The sequence below is a fragment of the Pseudomonas urethralis genome, from assembly GCF_021602465.1.
Taxonomy (GTDB): Bacteria; Pseudomonadota; Gammaproteobacteria; order Pseudomonadales; family Pseudomonadaceae; genus Aquipseudomonas; species Aquipseudomonas vlassakiae.
This window is the reverse complement of sequence record NZ_BQIJ01000007.1, coordinates 229088-245013: the sequence shown is the minus strand read 5'-3', so window position 1 is coordinate 245013 and position 15926 is coordinate 229088. Positions and strand designations below refer to the sequence as shown.

At 57.6% G+C, this 15926-nt stretch carries 14 protein-coding genes; 13 read left to right on the top strand and 1 reads right to left on the bottom strand.

Features of this window, described 5'->3' with window-relative positions; translation table 11 throughout:
* Positions 1-246: 246 nt before the first annotated feature.
* The 5 genes from serC (at position 247) to rpsA (ending at position 7288) form a co-directional block, all read left to right on the top strand.
* Positions 247-1332 carry a 3-phosphoserine/phosphohydroxythreonine transaminase gene (gene serC, locus L6D64_RS14290; RefSeq protein WP_176507380.1) on the top strand — a complete coding sequence of 362 codons (1086 nt, stop codon included), beginning with the start codon at positions 247-249 and terminating at the stop codon, positions 1330-1332.
* Positions 1332-2426, top strand: coding sequence for a prephenate dehydratase (gene pheA, locus L6D64_RS14285; RefSeq protein ID WP_085675434.1), 1095 nt, complete (start codon positions 1332-1334; stop codon positions 2424-2426). The genes serC and pheA overlap by 1 nt, the downstream gene beginning before the upstream one ends.
* Before the next feature lie 137 nt (positions 2427-2563).
* Positions 2564-4804 carry a bifunctional prephenate dehydrogenase/3-phosphoshikimate 1-carboxyvinyltransferase gene (locus tag L6D64_RS14280; protein WP_176507379.1) on the top strand — a complete coding sequence of 747 codons (2241 nt, stop codon included), beginning with the start codon at positions 2564-2566 and terminating at the stop codon, positions 4802-4804.
* Positions 4801-5487 (top strand): (d)CMP kinase, encoded by a 687-nt coding sequence (gene cmk / locus L6D64_RS14275; RefSeq protein WP_054886603.1) that lies wholly within the window; start codon positions 4801-4803, stop codon positions 5485-5487. The genes L6D64_RS14280 and cmk overlap by 4 nt, the downstream gene beginning before the upstream one ends.
* A 124-nt stretch (positions 5488-5611) precedes the next feature.
* On the top strand, positions 5612-7288 hold the full coding sequence (rpsA, locus tag L6D64_RS14270; RefSeq protein ID WP_012313291.1) for a 30S ribosomal protein S1: 1677 nt from the start codon (positions 5612-5614) through the stop codon (positions 7286-7288).
* Positions 7289-7435: 147 nt separating this feature from the next.
* On the opposite strand, the gene L6D64_RS14265 is transcribed toward rpsA, so the two are convergent.
* Complete coding sequence (locus L6D64_RS14265; protein WP_176507378.1) at positions 7436-8029, bottom strand: hypothetical protein; 594 nt, start codon at positions 8027-8029, stop codon at positions 7436-7438.
* A gap of 356 nt (positions 8030-8385) precedes the next feature.
* Between L6D64_RS14265 and ihfB the strand changes: the two genes are divergently transcribed.
* From ihfB to wbpB, 8 genes are all read left to right on the top strand, one after another.
* The gene (gene ihfB, locus L6D64_RS14260; protein ID WP_176507377.1) at positions 8386-8682 is read left to right on the top strand and encodes an integration host factor subunit beta; all 297 of its coding nucleotides are present in this window, start codon (positions 8386-8388) and stop codon (positions 8680-8682) included.
* Between the two features lie 22 nt (positions 8683-8704).
* On the top strand, positions 8705-8968 hold the full coding sequence (locus tag L6D64_RS14255; RefSeq protein WP_176507376.1) for a LapA family protein: 264 nt from the start codon (positions 8705-8707) through the stop codon (positions 8966-8968).
* 102 nt (positions 8969-9070) lie between these two features.
* Positions 9071-10498 (top strand): MBL fold metallo-hydrolase RNA specificity domain-containing protein, encoded by a 1428-nt coding sequence (locus L6D64_RS14250; protein WP_176507375.1) that lies wholly within the window; start codon positions 9071-9073, stop codon positions 10496-10498.
* 212 nt (positions 10499-10710) lie between these two features.
* Complete coding sequence (locus L6D64_RS14245; RefSeq protein ID WP_176507374.1) at positions 10711-11760, top strand: LPS O-antigen chain length determinant protein WzzB; 1050 nt, start codon at positions 10711-10713, stop codon at positions 11758-11760.
* A gap of 114 nt (positions 11761-11874) precedes the next feature.
* On the top strand, positions 11875-12822 hold the full coding sequence (locus tag L6D64_RS14240; protein WP_176507373.1) for a Wzz/FepE/Etk N-terminal domain-containing protein: 948 nt from the start codon (positions 11875-11877) through the stop codon (positions 12820-12822).
* A gap of 24 nt (positions 12823-12846) precedes the next feature.
* Positions 12847-13119 (top strand): hypothetical protein, encoded by a 273-nt coding sequence (locus L6D64_RS14235; RefSeq protein WP_176507372.1) that lies wholly within the window; start codon positions 12847-12849, stop codon positions 13117-13119.
* A 445-nt stretch (positions 13120-13564) separates the two neighbouring features.
* Positions 13565-14875 (top strand): UDP-N-acetyl-D-glucosamine 6-dehydrogenase, encoded by a 1311-nt coding sequence (gene wbpA, locus L6D64_RS14230; protein WP_176507371.1) that lies wholly within the window; start codon positions 13565-13567, stop codon positions 14873-14875.
* Between the two features lie 71 nt (positions 14876-14946).
* Positions 14947-15897: a UDP-N-acetyl-2-amino-2-deoxy-D-glucuronate oxidase gene (gene wbpB, locus L6D64_RS14225; protein WP_176507370.1), complete on the top strand. Its 951-nt coding sequence runs from the start codon at positions 14947-14949 to the stop codon at positions 15895-15897.
* Positions 15898-15926: the final 29 nt, after the last annotated feature.

Here is a 15926-nt window from a genome sequence, read left to right as displayed (position 1 = left end):
GAGCGGGGCGACCAAGGTCGCCCCGTTTGACTGATTACAGCAGGCAACGCGATTGTGGAATCTGCCCTTTGTGGGAGCGGCCTTGTGTCGCGAAAGGGTCGCGAAGCGGCCCCCCTGATTCCAGCGTCAACGCATGGATTGCCGGGGCTGCTTTGCAGCCCATTCGCGACACAAGGCCGCTCCCACAAGGGTGTTGTGCGGCCCGCAACTTAAGATTTTGTTCTATTTGGCAGAGCGAGAGTGGATGTGAGCAAACGAGCCTTTAACTTCTGCGCAGGCCCTGCCGCGCTTCCTGACGCTGTGTTGCAGCGTGCCCAGGCCGAAATGCTGGACTGGAACGGCAAGGGCTTGTCGGTGATGGAGATGAGCCATCGCAGCGACGACTACGTGGCCATCGCCGAAAAGGCCGAGCAGGACCTGCGTGACCTGCTGTCCGTCCCCTCGAACTACAAGGTCCTGTTCCTGCAGGGCGGTGCCAGCCAGCAGTTCGCGGAAATTCCGCTGAACCTGCTGCCGGAAAACGGCACTGCCGACTACATCGAAACCGGTATCTGGTCGAAAAAGGCGATCGAGGAAGCGCGCCGCTTTGGCACCGTCAATGTGGCCGCCAGCGCCAAGCCGTACGATTACCTGGCCATTCCGGGCCAGAACGAGTGGAAGCTGACCAGGAACGCCGCTTACGTCCACTATGCGTCCAACGAGACCATCGGTGGCCTGCAGTTCGACTGGGTTCCGGAAACCGGCGACGTCCCGCTGGTGGTCGACATGTCCTCCGACATCCTCTCGCGCCCGATCGACGTTTCGCAGTACGGCATGATCTATGCCGGCGCGCAGAAGAACATCGGCCCGAGCGGGCTGGTGGTGGTGATCGTTCGTGAAGACCTGATCGGCCGCGCCCGCAGCAGCTGCCCGACCATGCTCGACTACAAGGTCGCAGCCGACAACGGCTCGATGTACAACACCCCGGCCACTTACTCCTGGTACCTCTCGGGCCTGGTGTTCGAATGGCTCAAGGAGCAGGGTGGCGTCGAGGCCATGGAGCAGCGCAACCGCGCCAAGAAGGACCGCCTGTACGGCTTCATCGACGCCAGCGAGTTCTACACCAACCCGATCAGCCACAACGCCCGTTCGTGGATGAACGTGCCGTTCCGCCTGGCTGACGAGCGCCTGGACAAGGCCTTCCTCGCCGGCGCCGATGCCCGTGGCCTGCTCAACCTCAAGGGCCACCGCTCGGTTGGCGGCATGCGCGCCTCGATCTACAACGCCCTGGGCCTTGAGGCGGTAGAAGGCCTGGTGGCCTACATGGCCGAATTCGAGAAGGAGCACGGCTGATGTCCGAACAGGAACTCAAAGCCCTGCGCGTGCGCATCGACAGCCTCGACGAAAAGATCCTCGAGCTGATCAGCGATCGCGCCCGTTGCGCCGAAGAAGTGGCGCGGGTCAAGACCGCGTCCCTGGCTGAAGGCGAGAAGCCGGTGTTCTACCGCCCCGAGCGCGAGGCCGCCGTGCTCAAGCGCGTGATGGAGCGCAACAAGGGCCCGCTGGGCAACGAAGAGATGGCGCGGCTGTTCCGCGAAATCATGTCCTCCTGCCTGGCCCTGGAGGAACCGCTCAAGGTCGCCTACCTCGGCCCTGAGGGCACCTTCACCCAGGCTGCGGCCATGAAGCACTTCGGTCACGCCGTGGTCAGCCGCCCGATGGCGGCCATCGATGAAGTGTTCCGCGAAGTGGCGGCCGGTGCCGTCAACTTTGGCGTCGTCCCGGTGGAAAACTCCACCGAAGGTGCGGTCAGCCACACCCTGGACAGCTTCCTCGAGCACGACATGGTGATCTGCGGCGAAGTCGAGCTGCGCATCCACCATCACCTGCTGGTGGGCGAGAACACCAAGACCAACAGCATTACCCGCATCTACTCCCACGCCCAGTCACTGGCCCAGTGCCGCAAGTGGCTGGACGCGCACTACCCGAATGTCGAGCGCGTGGCGGTTTCGAGCAACGCCGAGGCGGCCAAGCGGGTCAAGGGCGAGTGGAATTCGGCGGCGATCGCCGGCGATATGGCGGCCAACCTGTATGGCCTGACTCGTCTGGCCGAGAAGATCGAAGACCGCCCGGACAACTCCACGCGCTTCCTGATGATTGGTCAGCAAGAAGTACCGCCGACCGGCGACGACAAGACCTCGATCATCGTCTCGATGAGCAACAAGCCAGGGGCGCTGCATGAGCTGCTGGTGCCATTCCACGAGAACGGCATCGACCTGACCCGTATCGAAACCCGCCCGTCGCGCAGCGGCAAGTGGACCTACGTGTTCTTCATCGACTTCGTCGGTCACCACCGTGACCCGCTGATCAAGGCGGTACTGGAGAAGATCAGCCAGGAGGCCGTGGCGCTCAAGGTGCTGGGTTCCTATCCGAAGGCAGTGCTTTGATCTGAGGTTGTTGGGGCCGCTCCGCGCCCCTCGCGGCTGAAGCCGCTCCCGTAGGAGCGGATTTATCCGCGATGGGCGGCAACGCCGGCCCAATGGTCTCGCAGAACTGCCTAGATTTCTGAACAGGGTTCGCACCAGTGGTAAATGCAGCAAAAACCAAACCCGCGCCAATCATCGATCGCCTGGTCGTAGTCGGCCTCGGCCTGATCGGTGGCTCCTTCGCCAAGGGCCTGCGTGAAAGCGGCCTGTGCCGCGAAGTGGTCGGCGTCGATCTGGACGCCCCGTCGCGCAAGCTGGCTGTCGAGCTGGGCGTGGTCGACCGTTGCGAAGAAGACCTCGCGGCCGCCTGCATCGGCGCCGACGTCATCCAGCTCGCCGTGCCGATCCTGGCCATGGAAAAGGTCCTCGCCCGCCTGGCCCGGCTTGACCTCGGCAATGCCGTGATCACCGACGTCGGCAGCGCCAAGGGCAATGTCGTGCGTGAAGCGCGTGCCGTCTTCGGTGAGCGCCTGCCGCGCTTCGTGCCCGGCCACCCCATCGCCGGTTCCGAGCAGAGCGGGGTAGAGGCCTCCAACGCTGCCCTGTTCCGTCGGCACAAGGTCATCCTTACGCCGCTGGAGGATACCGACCCCACCGCCCTGGCCCTGGTCGACCGCCTGTGGCGTGCGCTGGATGCCGATGTCGAACACATGCCGGTGGCGCGCCATGACGAAGTGCTGGCTGCCACCAGTCACCTGCCGCACCTGCTGGCCTTTGGCTTGGTCGATTCGCTGGCCAAGCGCAATGAAAACCTCGACATCTTCCGGTACGCTGCGGGAGGTTTCCGCGATTTCACGCGGATCGCCGGTAGCGACCCGACCATGTGGCACGACATCTTCCTCGCCAACCGCGAGGCCGTCCTGCGCACCCTGGACACATTTCGCAGCGACCTCGACGCCTTGCGCGACGCAGTCGATGCTGGGGACGGGCACCAGCTGCTGGGTGTTTTCACTCGTGCACGCGTTGCCCGCGAGCATTTCAGTAAAATCCTGGCCCGCCGGGCCTATGTGGACGCTATGAACGCCAACGATCTGATTTTCCTGGCCCAACCGGGTGGCCGCCTGACCGGGCGAATCCGCGTACCGGGCGACAAGTCGATTTCCCACCGTTCGATCATGCTCGGCTCGCTGGCCGAAGGCACGACCGAAGTCGAAGGTTTCCTCGAGGGCGAGGACGCCCTGGCGACCCTGCAGGCATTCCGTGACATGGGTGTGGTCATCGAAGGCCCGAACCATGGCCGCGTGACCATCCACGGCGTCGGCCTGCACGGCCTCAAGCCGCCACCTGGGCCGCTCTACGTCGGCAACTCCGGCACCTCGATGCGCCTGCTCTCCGGCCTGCTGGCCGGCCAGCCGTTCGATGTCACCATGACCGGCGACGCCTCGCTGTCCAAGCGCCCGATGAACCGCGTGGCCAACCCGCTGCGCGAAATGGGCGCGGTGGTCGAGACTGGCCCCGACGGCCGACCGCCGCTGACCATTCGTGGCGGTAGCAAGCTGAAGGCGCTGACCTACACGCTGCCGATGGCCAGTGCCCAGGTCAAATCCTGCCTGCTGCTGGCAGGCCTGTACGCAGAAGGCAAGACCACCGTCACCGAGCCGGCCCCGACCCGTGACCACACCGAGCGCATGCTGCGCGGCTTCGGCTACGCGGTCGAGAGCAACGGCCCGGTCGCCTCGCTGCAATCCGGTGGCAAGCTCACCGCTACCCGCATCGAAGTGCCGGCAGACATCTCGTCGGCGGCATTCTTCCTGGTGGCTGCATCGATTGCCGAAGGCTCCGAGCTGGTGCTCGAGCACGTCGGCATCAACCCGACCCGTACCGGCGTGATCGACATCCTGCGCCTGATGGGCGGCGACATCACCCTGGAGAACCAGCGTGAAGTCGGCGGCGAGCCCGTGGCCGACCTGCGCGTGCGGGGTGCCAAGCTGAAGGGTATCGATATCCCTGAAGAGCTGGTGCCGCTGGCCATCGACGAATTCCCGGTGCTGTTCGTGGCCGCTGCCTGCGCCGAAGGGCGTACCGTGCTGCGTGGTGCCGAAGAGCTGCGGGTCAAGGAATCGGACCGCATCCAGGTCATGGCCGACGGCCTGATCACCCTAGGCATCAAATGCGAGCCGACCCCGGATGGCATCATCATCGAGGGCGGCCAGCTTGGCGGTGGCGAAGTGCACGGTCACGGTGACCACCGTATCGCCATGGCCTTCAGCGTTGCCTCGCTGCGTGCCAGCGCACCGATCCGCATCCATGACTGCGCCAACGTCGCCACCTCGTTCCCGAACTTCCTCAAGCTGTGCGCCGACGTCGGCATCCGCGTCGCCGAAGAGGGCAAAGCGTGAATAGCCTGGCACCGGTCATCACCATCGACGGCCCAAGCGGCTCGGGTAAAGGGACGGTCGCCGGGCTGCTGGCCCGCGAGCTTGGCTGGCACCTGCTGGATTCCGGCGCGCTCTACCGCTTGCTGGCCTTCAACGCCAGCAATCACGGCGTCGACCTGACCAACGAAGAGCTGCTGACCAAGCTTGCCGCCCATCTGGATGTGCAGTTCATCGCCGCCCAGCCCGGTAAGCTTCAACAGACCATTCTCGAGGGCGAGGACGTCAGCCAGGTCATCCGTACCGAAACCGTCGGTGCCGGTGCTTCGATGGTCGCCTCGCTGCCGGCAGTGCGTGATGCGCTGCTGGAGCGCCAGCGCGCGTTCCGGGAAATGCCAGGCCTGATCGCAGACGGTCGCGACATGGGTACCGTGGTGTTCCCGGACGCGCCGCTGAAGGTGTTCCTCACCGCCAGTGCCGAGGAGCGCGCCCGTCGCCGCTACCTGCAGTTGAAGGGCAAGGGTGAAGATGTTAGTCTGTCGAGTCTGCTAGATGAGATTCGTGCGCGTGATGAACGTGACACACAGCGTGCAGTGGCCCCGCTGAAACCAGCGGCCGATGCCATTCAGCTGGACTCTACCGAGTTGTCCATCGAGCAGGTGTTGCAACGTATCAGGAGCGAGCTCGCCCAGCGCGACTTGGTCTGATAGCCAGGAGAGCAGGCGGGGGCACCAGTCAACGTCCTGCCGGCTTTCCTTTACTTAAAACAAACCCACATTGTCTGGAATGTGGCGATGGGCGTCTGTTTCGCCCGAATCTACAGGAATTAAAATGAGCGAAAGCTTTGCAGAACTCTTTGAAGAAAGCCTGAAAACCCTCAATCTTCAGCCGGGTGCCATCATCTCCGGTATCGTTGTCGACATCGACGGCGACTGGGTTACCGTACACGCTGGCCTGAAGTCCGAGGGCGTCATCCCGCTCGAGCAGTTCTACAACGAAGCTGGCGAGCTGACCATCAAGGTCGGTGACGAAGTTCACGTTGCGCTGGACGCGGTCGAAGACGGCTTTGGCGAAACCAAACTGTCCCGTGAAAAAGCCAAGCGCGCCGAGTGCTGGATTGTTCTGGAAGCAGCTTTCGCCGCCGAAGAAGTGGTCAAGGGCGTTATCAACGGTAAGGTTAAGGGCGGCTTCACTGTCGACGTTAACGGCATCCGTGCGTTCCTGCCGGGCTCCCTGGTTGATGTCCGCCCAGTGCGCGACACCACCCACCTGGAAGGCAAAGAGCTGGAATTCAAGGTCATCAAGCTGGACCAGAAGCGCAACAACGTTGTCGTTTCCCGTCGCAGCGTGCTGGAAGCCGAGAACTCCGCCGAGCGCGAAGCCCTGCTGGAAACCCTGCAGGAAGGCCAGCAAGTCAAAGGTATCGTCAAGAACCTCACCGACTACGGCGCATTCGTGGACCTGGGCGGTATCGACGGCCTGCTGCACATCACCGACATGGCCTGGAAGCGCATCAAGCACCCATCGGAAATCGTTAACGTTGGCGACGAAGTCGACGTACGCGTTCTGAAGTTCGACCGTGAGCGCAACCGCGTTTCCCTGGGTCTGAAGCAGATGGGCGAAGATCCGTGGGTCGCTATCACTGCACGTTACCCAGAAGGTACCCGTGTACAGGCTCGCGTTACCAACCTGACCGACTACGGCTGCTTCGCTGAGCTGGAAGAAGGCGTTGAAGGTCTGGTACACGTTTCCGAAATGGACTGGACCAACAAGAACATCCACCCGTCGAAAGTCGTTCAGGTTGGCGACGAAGTGGAAGTCATGGTTCTGGACATCGACGAAGAGCGTCGTCGTATCTCCCTGGGCATCAAGCAGTGCAAGTCCAACCCATGGGAAGACTTCTCCGGCCAGTTCAACAAGGGTGACAAGATCACCGGTACCATCAAGTCGATCACCGACTTCGGTATCTTCATCGGTCTGGACGGCGGCATCGACGGCCTGGTTCACCTGTCCGACATCTCCTGGAACGAAACCGGCGAAGAAGCCGTACGTCGTTTCAAGAAGGGCGACGAGCTGGAAACCGTCATCCTGTCGGTTGACCCAGAGCGCGAGCGCATCTCCCTGGGCATCAAGCAGCTGGAAGACGATCCGTTCTCCAACTTCGTTGCTGTCAACGACAAGGGCGCTATCGTCAAGGGCATCGTGAAAGAAGTTGACGCCAAAGGCGCCATCGTCACCCTGGCCGACGACATCGAAGCCACTCTGAAAGCTTCCGAAATCAGCCGTGACCGCGTTGAAGACGCGCGTAACGTCCTGAAGGAAGGCGAAGAGATCGAAGCCAAGATCATCAGCGTTGACCGCAAATCGCGCGTCATCAGCCTGTCGATCAAGTCGAAAGACGACGCTGAAGAGCGTGAAGCCATCCAGAGCCTGAAAAACGCTCCGGAAGCGGCTGCCGACACCACCATGGCCGCGCTGCTGCGCGAAGCTATGGCCAAGCAGAACTGAGTTCTGTTTGATCGGTAAAAAGGGGTGGCCTTCGGGCCACCCCTTTTTTTTGCCTGCGATTTCGTTGAAGTAATGCGTTTCGTGTAGGGCGGTTTAACACGGTGTCAAACCACCGAGAGCACGGGAGAAGCCCCAGGCCTCTCTAGCTCAGCGAGCAGCAGTTTGTTCGCTTGGGGTGCCGGCTGCCGAGTTAGCGCCCAAAGTTTTGAGGTCTGCTGCCGAAGGTGTGAACGTCACGGTATAGCGACTCAGGTCGCTTTCGTTTCGCTGGAAATGCACTGCGACTCGCTTGCCTTGCCACGAGATGGTCTTCATCTCATAGGAAGCGCCCGAGCTTAGCTGGATCCGGCGGCTCAAGCTCGAGCTAGGTTGCCCTAGGGTATCCGTCAGAAAATCATTGACCAATTCGAGGCTGCTGGAATTGCCGGTCAACATCAGCTGACTGACAGCGTCGTCCTTCACGGCCGCGAAAAGCTGGTATCCAGAACTGATCGGAAGGTAGGGCAGTCCGTGAATCTCATACTTGTCAGGATCCGTGGTGCTTGTCCGGCACAGCGTCGCTTGGCGTGGGCTGCTGTCAGGGCATTCAGGAACCTGGGCTTTGAAGTCGCCCTGAAACGGGACGCCTAGAAACTCTGATGGCTCATTGTCCCAAGGTTGCGGCTGGCCGCCGGATTGAGCAAAGCTGACAGAGGTGGTTAAGAGGGGCGCAAGTGCGAGCGAAAGGGGAGAGATCCGCATAAACGATCCTTGTGAGTACGGCTCAACGAGCAGGGTAGGTTAGGTATTTTGGCATCCGCTTCAAGTCAGATCAAAGCAGATGCGTCCTACTCGCGATTATGACAAATCCTACAAGGCTTAGGTGTGTCGCGCTGACGATTTTCACGTATACGCTGGCTACCTTTCCGGTTTATGACATCAACGCTGCCTCCAGCAAAAGGCGGCATGACCGTCAAAAGCGGGGGTCAGCTCTTATTTCTTAACAATCCAATCTTGAATTTTTTTATTAAGTCAAGAACCACCCTGTTCAAATCCCTCCGAGCGTGCTACAAACTGATTAAGCAATGATCTAGCTGCTTGATAACGAAGGGAAAAATATGACGAAGTCGGAGCTGATCGAACGTATTGTCACCCATCAGGGGCTGCTCTCGTCCAAGGACGTGGAGTTGGCCATCAAGACCATGCTTGAACAGATGTCCCAATGCCTGGCCACCGGAGATCGTATCGAAATCCGCGGTTTCGGCAGTTTCTCCTTGCACTACCGCGCTCCGCGGGTAGGTCGCAACCCCAAGACCGGCCAGTCGGTCGAGCTCGAAGGCAAGTTCGTGCCGCATTTCAAGCCGGGCAAAGAGCTGCGTGACCGGGTCAATGAAGAAGAGCACGAGCACTCTTGAGTTTTAAACAAGGAGCAACCTGATGCGTAACCTTAAGCGCGCCTTGGCTGCGTTATTCGTGCTGCTGCTGGCGGCTGTGGTGCTGTTCTTTGTGCTGGAGAATCAGCAAGCCGTATCATTAGTGCTCTTCGGTTGGTCGGCGCCGGCATTGCCGGTGGCTGTGCCTGTGCTTGCCGCCCTGGTGGTGGGCCTGGCTGTCGGTCCGCTGCTCGGTGCTTACGGCGTCCAGCGCAGCAAGCGGAAGATTCGCGCGTCGGCACGCCAGGCGATGCTCAGCGGCAACTGACGAAAATGCCTACAGCTTTGTAAGAATGCATCACCTATGCACGCAGCCGGTGAAATGGAGTAATACGCATTCCATTCAGCAGCCCGGCGAGCGTGCGACTCAATGCAATTCCCCAGCATTTCCCATCACGGTGGCGTCAGTGGCGTAGCAGGGTCCTGCCACCGGCTCCATCTGAATTCGACTACCAGCCTGTTGGTGGATTGCGGCCTGGAGCAGGGCGCCGAGGCGCCCCCGGGGGCGGGTTCGCTGCCTCCCGACTTTGCAGTGCAGGGTATCCAGGCCCTGGTGATCACTCACGTGCATCTCGACCATGTCGGGCGAATCCCGGCACTGCTCGCCGCCGGTTATCGTGGCCCGATCCTGTGTAGTGAACCATCTGCAAAGTTGTTGCCACTTGTTCTGGAAGATGCCTACAAGCTGACCATCAGCACTGAGCCTGCCCACGTAGCGCGATACCTTGAGATCATCGATAGTCTGGTAGTGCCGGTTCCCTTTGGGTATTGGCACACAGTGGTCGAAAAATCTGAGCTCAAGTGCATGATTCGTTTGCAGCGTGCTGGGCATTTGTTGGGCTCCGCCTACGTGGAATGTGATGTGCAAGCGGCTGACGTCAATCAGCGTATCGTCTTCTCCGGTGACCTTGGTCACGAGGGTAATCCACTACTACGCCAGGTTCAGCCGCCGGAGCGGGCAGATGTACTGGTGCTGGAAAGCACCTACGGTGACCGCCTTCATCCGGATCGCAGCGATCGACAGCAGCAGCTAGAGCGGATCATCGATCGCGCACTGCAGGACCGCGGCACTGTCCTCATTCCTGCGTTCAGCCTGGGCCGCACCCAGGAGTTATTGTTCGAACTCGAAGATATCCTTCACCGCAAGGCATTGCTTGGCGACCCTGCGGTGGTGCAGGGCGATGACACCTATGCATGGTCGCAGCTACCCATTATTCTCGACTCGCCACTGGCTCAGCGTATAACGGGTGCATACCGGCAGTTGCATGACTACTGGAATGACGAGGCCAATGCGCGGGTGAGCCAGGGGCGCGACCCCTTGGGGTTTGGTCAGCTAGTGTGCGTCGATACGCACGCCCGCCACCGGCAGGTGGTGAATTACCTGAAAAGCACCGGGCGGCCGGCGATTGTCATTGCTGGCAATGGTATGTGCTCAGGAGGGCGGATTGTCGGCTATCTCAAGGCGATGCTGGCGGACCCGCGGCATGAGGTGGTGTTTGTTGGTTACCAGGCCAAAGGCACTCCTGGGGCTGTGATCCAGGCTAGTGAAGGTGCGGAAGGATTTGTGCAGATTGATCTGGATGGTGAGCTGTATGAGATCCGGGCCAAGGTGGTTTCGCTTGGAGGTTATTCGGGGCATGCGGATCAGGCGGGGCTGGTGAGATTTGCGCGGGGTTGTAATGCTCAGCATGTAGTGTTGGTGCATGGAGAGGGGCGGGCGAAGCAGGCGCTGGCACGGGTGTTGAAGGAAACGTTTGCAGCGGCGGGAAATGAGTTGAGCGTCACAATTGCGGAATGACCGTTGGGCGGGAAGCGCGTATTCTGGCAAAAGTGAGGAACTTCTTAAGGTTGGGTCTCTCTACTGCTAATTAAATCGAAGTGATTGAATTATCGCAGGCAGGTTGGCAAATTGCCGCTACGCTGGACCCGATAGGGGTGGGAGGGCCTTGCTGCTTGGAGGTGGCCCCCTCTGTTGACGCAATCAGACGGACCCAAGGAAAAAAAGACTAAATGCGCAATGAACGCGAGCGCCTGAGTGGTAGCGATGAGATTGACCTAGTTGAGCTTGTGCGGGGAGTTTGGCGGCAAAAGCTTTGGATGGCGCTAGTCGCGGTACCAGTGATTGGAATGGCTTTGGCGTATGTGATGCTCGCCTCTCCGGTGTACGAGGCGAAGCTGTACATTCGGCCCCCTACTCAGAATGAGATTGCACAGCTGAACTTCGGCCGAGGGGAGGGTACGGGGCTGACCCCGCTGAACGCCAAGGATGTATACAGCATTTACATGAAGGCACTTCAATCTGAAGCAGTTCGCGACAAGTTCTTCCGAAATGCCTTTCTACCCACGTTAACCCAAGAGGAGCGTCAGGGCTCGCGTGACGCGTTGTACGCTCAATTCAACGGCATGTTGACGGTGGCTCTCGCGGCTAGGGACATGCCTGATCGATATGTTATTACCGCTAGCATTGAGGACCCGCGGCTAGCTGCGATATGGGTGTCCAGCTATGCCGAAATGGCCGCAGACCGGGCAAAGGATGAGTTGTTAAGCGGTACTCGCAGCGATATATCAATCATGGCAGACAACCTGGAGCAACAGATACGGGCTTCGCGTGCCAGTGCGAGTAATCAGCGTGCCGATCAGATTGCGCAGCTTAAAGAAGCGTTGCGGATTGCGAAATCTATAGGTTTGGAGAAGCCTCCGATCATCTCAAACACCTTATCCGGCGAGGTGTCTGCCGGGATGGGGGGCGCTCTCACGTACATGCGCGGTGCAAAGGCTCTGGAGGCTGAGATTGCGAACCTCGAGGCCCGCTCTTCAAATGATCCCTATATACCGGGTCTACGCGAGAGGCAGGAGAGGCTTAATTTTCTGCGCAATCTGAAAATTGACCCTTCGCTGGTCGCTATGTATCAGCAGGATGGCGCGGTGTCTCCTCCGGATAAGCCTGTCAAGCCACGCAAGGCGATCATCATGATGCTCGCAATACTTGTAGGCATCGGTATGGGGGCGTGTGTAGCGATCGGTCGCGAGCTGTGGTTGAGGAGACGACGCACCGAGTGATTTAATTAAGCTAGCTAAATCAGGTCGCGGGGCGTTGTTGTCGACTGTGGAAGGTGCAACAATGCGCCCTCGCCGCCGATGACATGGATAGCTGGAAGATGGTGCACGAAGCGCTTGCCTGCCCTGCCTGTCTTGGATGATACCACCGTAGCTTGCAGGCAAATCATTTTGAATATTGATCCTCGTGGCCCCTTCGTGGCCGCTTCTGGCGAAGCAGACATCATTGGTCTTTTCCGTATTATCTGGCGCAGGCGTGCTTTCATCCTCGCAACGGGGTTGGCTTTTGCGATCATCGGTGTCGCCCTGAGCTACGTCATTCCTCCAGTATACGAAGTCTCTACCACCTTGCGCCCAGTTGAACTCAATCAACTGGATGCGTTGAATCGCTCGAAAATCTACTCACTGCCCCCGGCAGAAGCGTTGAAAAAGGTGGGTGCAAGACTGGACTCCTATAATGCTAGGTTAGAGTTTTTTCGAATCAGGCCAGATCTAATCGAAGCCTTCCAGGATGAGGGGCAGAATATTGAACAGGCTTTTCAGGAGTTCAACAAAACAGCACTTAGTGTGGTTCTGGCTGATCGCAAAAAAACCGATTTGTTAAGCGAATTTATTGGTTTGAAGATGCACTATGGGAAAGATATCAATGGCGCGGCTGTCCTCAATGAGTTGGTTGATTATGTCATTGAGCAAGAGCGGACCCAGCTGTCCAGGGATATGCAGGTCATTCTGTCCAATCGCATGCTCGAGGTAGATGCCAAACTGCACTCCGCGCTTTCAGAATACCGGGCTGGGAACGATGGGCGTATCGCTCGCCCCGAGGAAGATGACGCTATCAGGCGTACGCAACTGGATGATGAGCTCGAGGCGTTGCGTGTGCAATTGAAACTGCAGCGTCAGGCACGTTTGGCAGGGCTTGATGAGGCTATATCCACTGCAAGTAGCCTAGGTTTGAAGAAGCCATCTACACCATCCCTGATGGCTGATGAAGTTTCCGCGAGTAGTAATATCATTCGTACCGAAGTTAATGGTCGTCCGGTTCCGTTGTACTTCATGGGTACATAGGTGCTAGTGGCCGAGCGAGCAGCCTTGCTCAAGCGCACGTCTGACGACTTTGTTGAGCCAAGAATCGGCCAGATACGCAAGGAGCTCATTCTGCTCTCTAACAATCGCAGTGTGGAGGGTATTAAGGTGCGCGCAAACGAGCAAGATTTCCTGGAGGGTGTCGAAGCACTGCGGGTAGAGCGTGCTCGCCTGCAATCCATTGATATTCAATTGATTGGCTTGCATCTCGTCAGTATCGACCAGCGAGCGGTGGCTTCTGATAAACCGATAAGCCGCGCAAGGTATTTGTTCTGGTGATTGCATTGGTAGTCGGCCTCGTTCTAGGGATAATCATTGCTTTGGTGCGGGCAGCTTTCAAGAGTCGTGTGCGTCAAATGCGTACGCTAAGGCCAGGGGTCGCTGTTGCGCCTGTAGTGCCTGAGTACCTTTCGCGTCAGGGCGGCGTACTGTTGTCGGAGGCTCAGGTCAGGCCTGCGAAAGGGTGATGGTATTTCGATGGCCTTCTGCTTGTCGGTTCCAGAGGAAAACACCGATGGAATGCGGCAGCTGAACAGCCTATGATTGTGGCGCCTTTCATTTTTGGCAGCCATCGGGCGTGTCGGCTGGGTGCTTTGCGGAGGGGCGGCGAGTGCCTGCTGCTGGTGGATGGATTCACTCGACAGACGAATGAATCGCTATAGGTTCTTTGACCCGTTATGCAAAAAAGGCGACGGGCGGCTAAATTCAAGGTGAGTTGCAAAGCATGACAGACAAGAATACGGTAGTTGAAAAGTTTAAAAGCCGACAGGCATTGATTGGTATTGTCGGTCTCGGTTATGTCGGCTTGCCGCTAATGCTTCGTTATAACACGATTGGTTTTAACGTACTGGGCATTGATATTGATCACAGCAAGGTAGAAAAGCTCAATCGTGGCGAGAGTTATATTGAGCATATACCAGGATCTAGTATTGGCAAGGCACGCCAAACCGGTTTTGAAGCGACCGCTGACTTTAAGCGTGCCAGTGATTGCGATGCGCTGATCCTTTGCGTGCCAACGCCGTTGAACAAATATCGCGAACCAGATATGAGTTTCGTGATCAATACTATCGATGCACTCAAGCCTTATTTACGCGCCGGTCAAGTGGTCTCGTTAGAAAGTACAACCTATCCAGGTACCACTGAAGAGGAGTTGCTGCCACGTGTGCAGGAGGGTGGTTTGGTGGTCGGTGAGAACATTTATCTGGTTTATTCACCTGAGCGTGAGGACCCGGGTAACCCTAACTTTGAAACCCGCACCATTCCAAAAGTCATCGGTGGCCATACTCGCGAGTGTCTTGAGGTAGGTATCGCGCTGTATGAACAAGCAATTGATAGGGTAGTACCTGTCACCTCGACCAAAGCTGCCGAGATGACAAAACTGCTGGAAAATATCCATCGCGCAGTGAACATCGGCTTGGTAAACGAGATGAAGATCGTTGCCGATCGTATGGGAATCGATATTTTCGAAGTTGTTGATGCAGCGGCTACCAAGCCATTCGGTTTCACTCCGTATTATCCCGGCCCCGGCCTGGGTGGTCATTGTATTCCCATCGACCCATTCTATCTTACTTGGAAAGCTCGAGAATATGGTTTGCATACCCGTTTCATTGAGCTTTCAGGTGAAGTGAACCAAGCGATGCCCGCGTATGTTTTGGGTAAGCTCATGGATGGCTTGAATGATAGTGGCAAGGCGTTGAAGGGCAGTCGCGTGCTAGTACTTGGCATCGCGTACAAGAAAAACGTCGACGACATGCGCGAGTCACCTTCTGTTGAAATCATGGAACTCATCGAGGCCAAGGGGGGGGTTGTTGCTTACAGCGATCCACACGTACCGGTCTTCCCTAAGATGCGTGAGCACCATTTTGAGCTGAGCAGTGAAGCACTAACTGCGGAAAACCTGGCCAGCTTTGACGCTGTGGTGTTGGCAACCGATCACGACAAATTTGACTATGAGTTGATCCAGGCCAAGGCTCAACTGATTGTTGATAGTCGAGGAAAATACCGCGATGTCACGGCCAATGTGATTAAAGCGTGATCGGAAGTTTTACTGTGTTCCGCCTGGGGTAATAGCCGGGCGGTTTTTTCGTTGTTTTGGAAGGTAGACGCATGAAAAACTTTGCTCTGATCGGCGCCGCTGGTTACATTGCCCCGCGACACATGCGAGCCATCAAGGATACCGGTAACCGTCTTGTCTCTGCCTATGATGTGAATGATTCCGTAGGCATCATCGACAGTATTTCCCCTCAAAGTGAGTTTTTCACGGAATTCGAGTTTTTCCTGGATCATGCTTACTCGTTGAAGCGAGATCCGGCAAATACATTGAATTATGTCGCTATTTGCTCGCCCAACTATCTGCACTATCCACATATAGCTGCCGGATTACGTTTGGGGTGCGATGTTATCTGTGAAAAGCCGCTTGTTCCAACCCCGGACATGCTTGATGAACTCTCTCTCATCGAGCAGGAAACCGGTAAGCGGCTTTTCAATATTCTTCAACTTCGGCATCATCAAGCGATTATCAAGCTGAAGGAGAAAGTTGCGAGAGAAGAGCGAGCACACAAGTATGAAGTTGATCTTACCTATATTACTTCTCGTGGTAACTGGTACCTGAAAAGTTGGAAGGGAGATCCACGCAAATCGTTCGGCGTAGCGACGAATATTGGCGTACATTTCTATGATATGCTGCATTTCATTTTTGGTAGGCTACAGCGTAACGTTGTTCACTTTACATCGGACCATAAGGCTGCAGGCTACTTGGAGTATGAGAAGGCGCGAGTGCGCTGGTTCTTGTCAGTTGATGCCAATGACTTGCCGGAATCTGTTAAAGGCAAAAAGCCAACTTATCGCTCGATCACCGTTGACGGTGAGGAGATGGAGTTCTCTGAAGGCTTTACGGATTTGCATACTACCAGCTACGAAGAAATACTCGCTGGTCGTGGATATGGCATTGAAGACGCGCGCCACTGTGTTGAAACTGTGAATACCATCAGGAGTTCTGTTATTTCGCAGGCAAAAGACAACGAGGCGCATCCTTTTGTCCTTGGGCTTTTTCGCTGATAGAGCGTAATATTTAGGGTGGCCTTAGG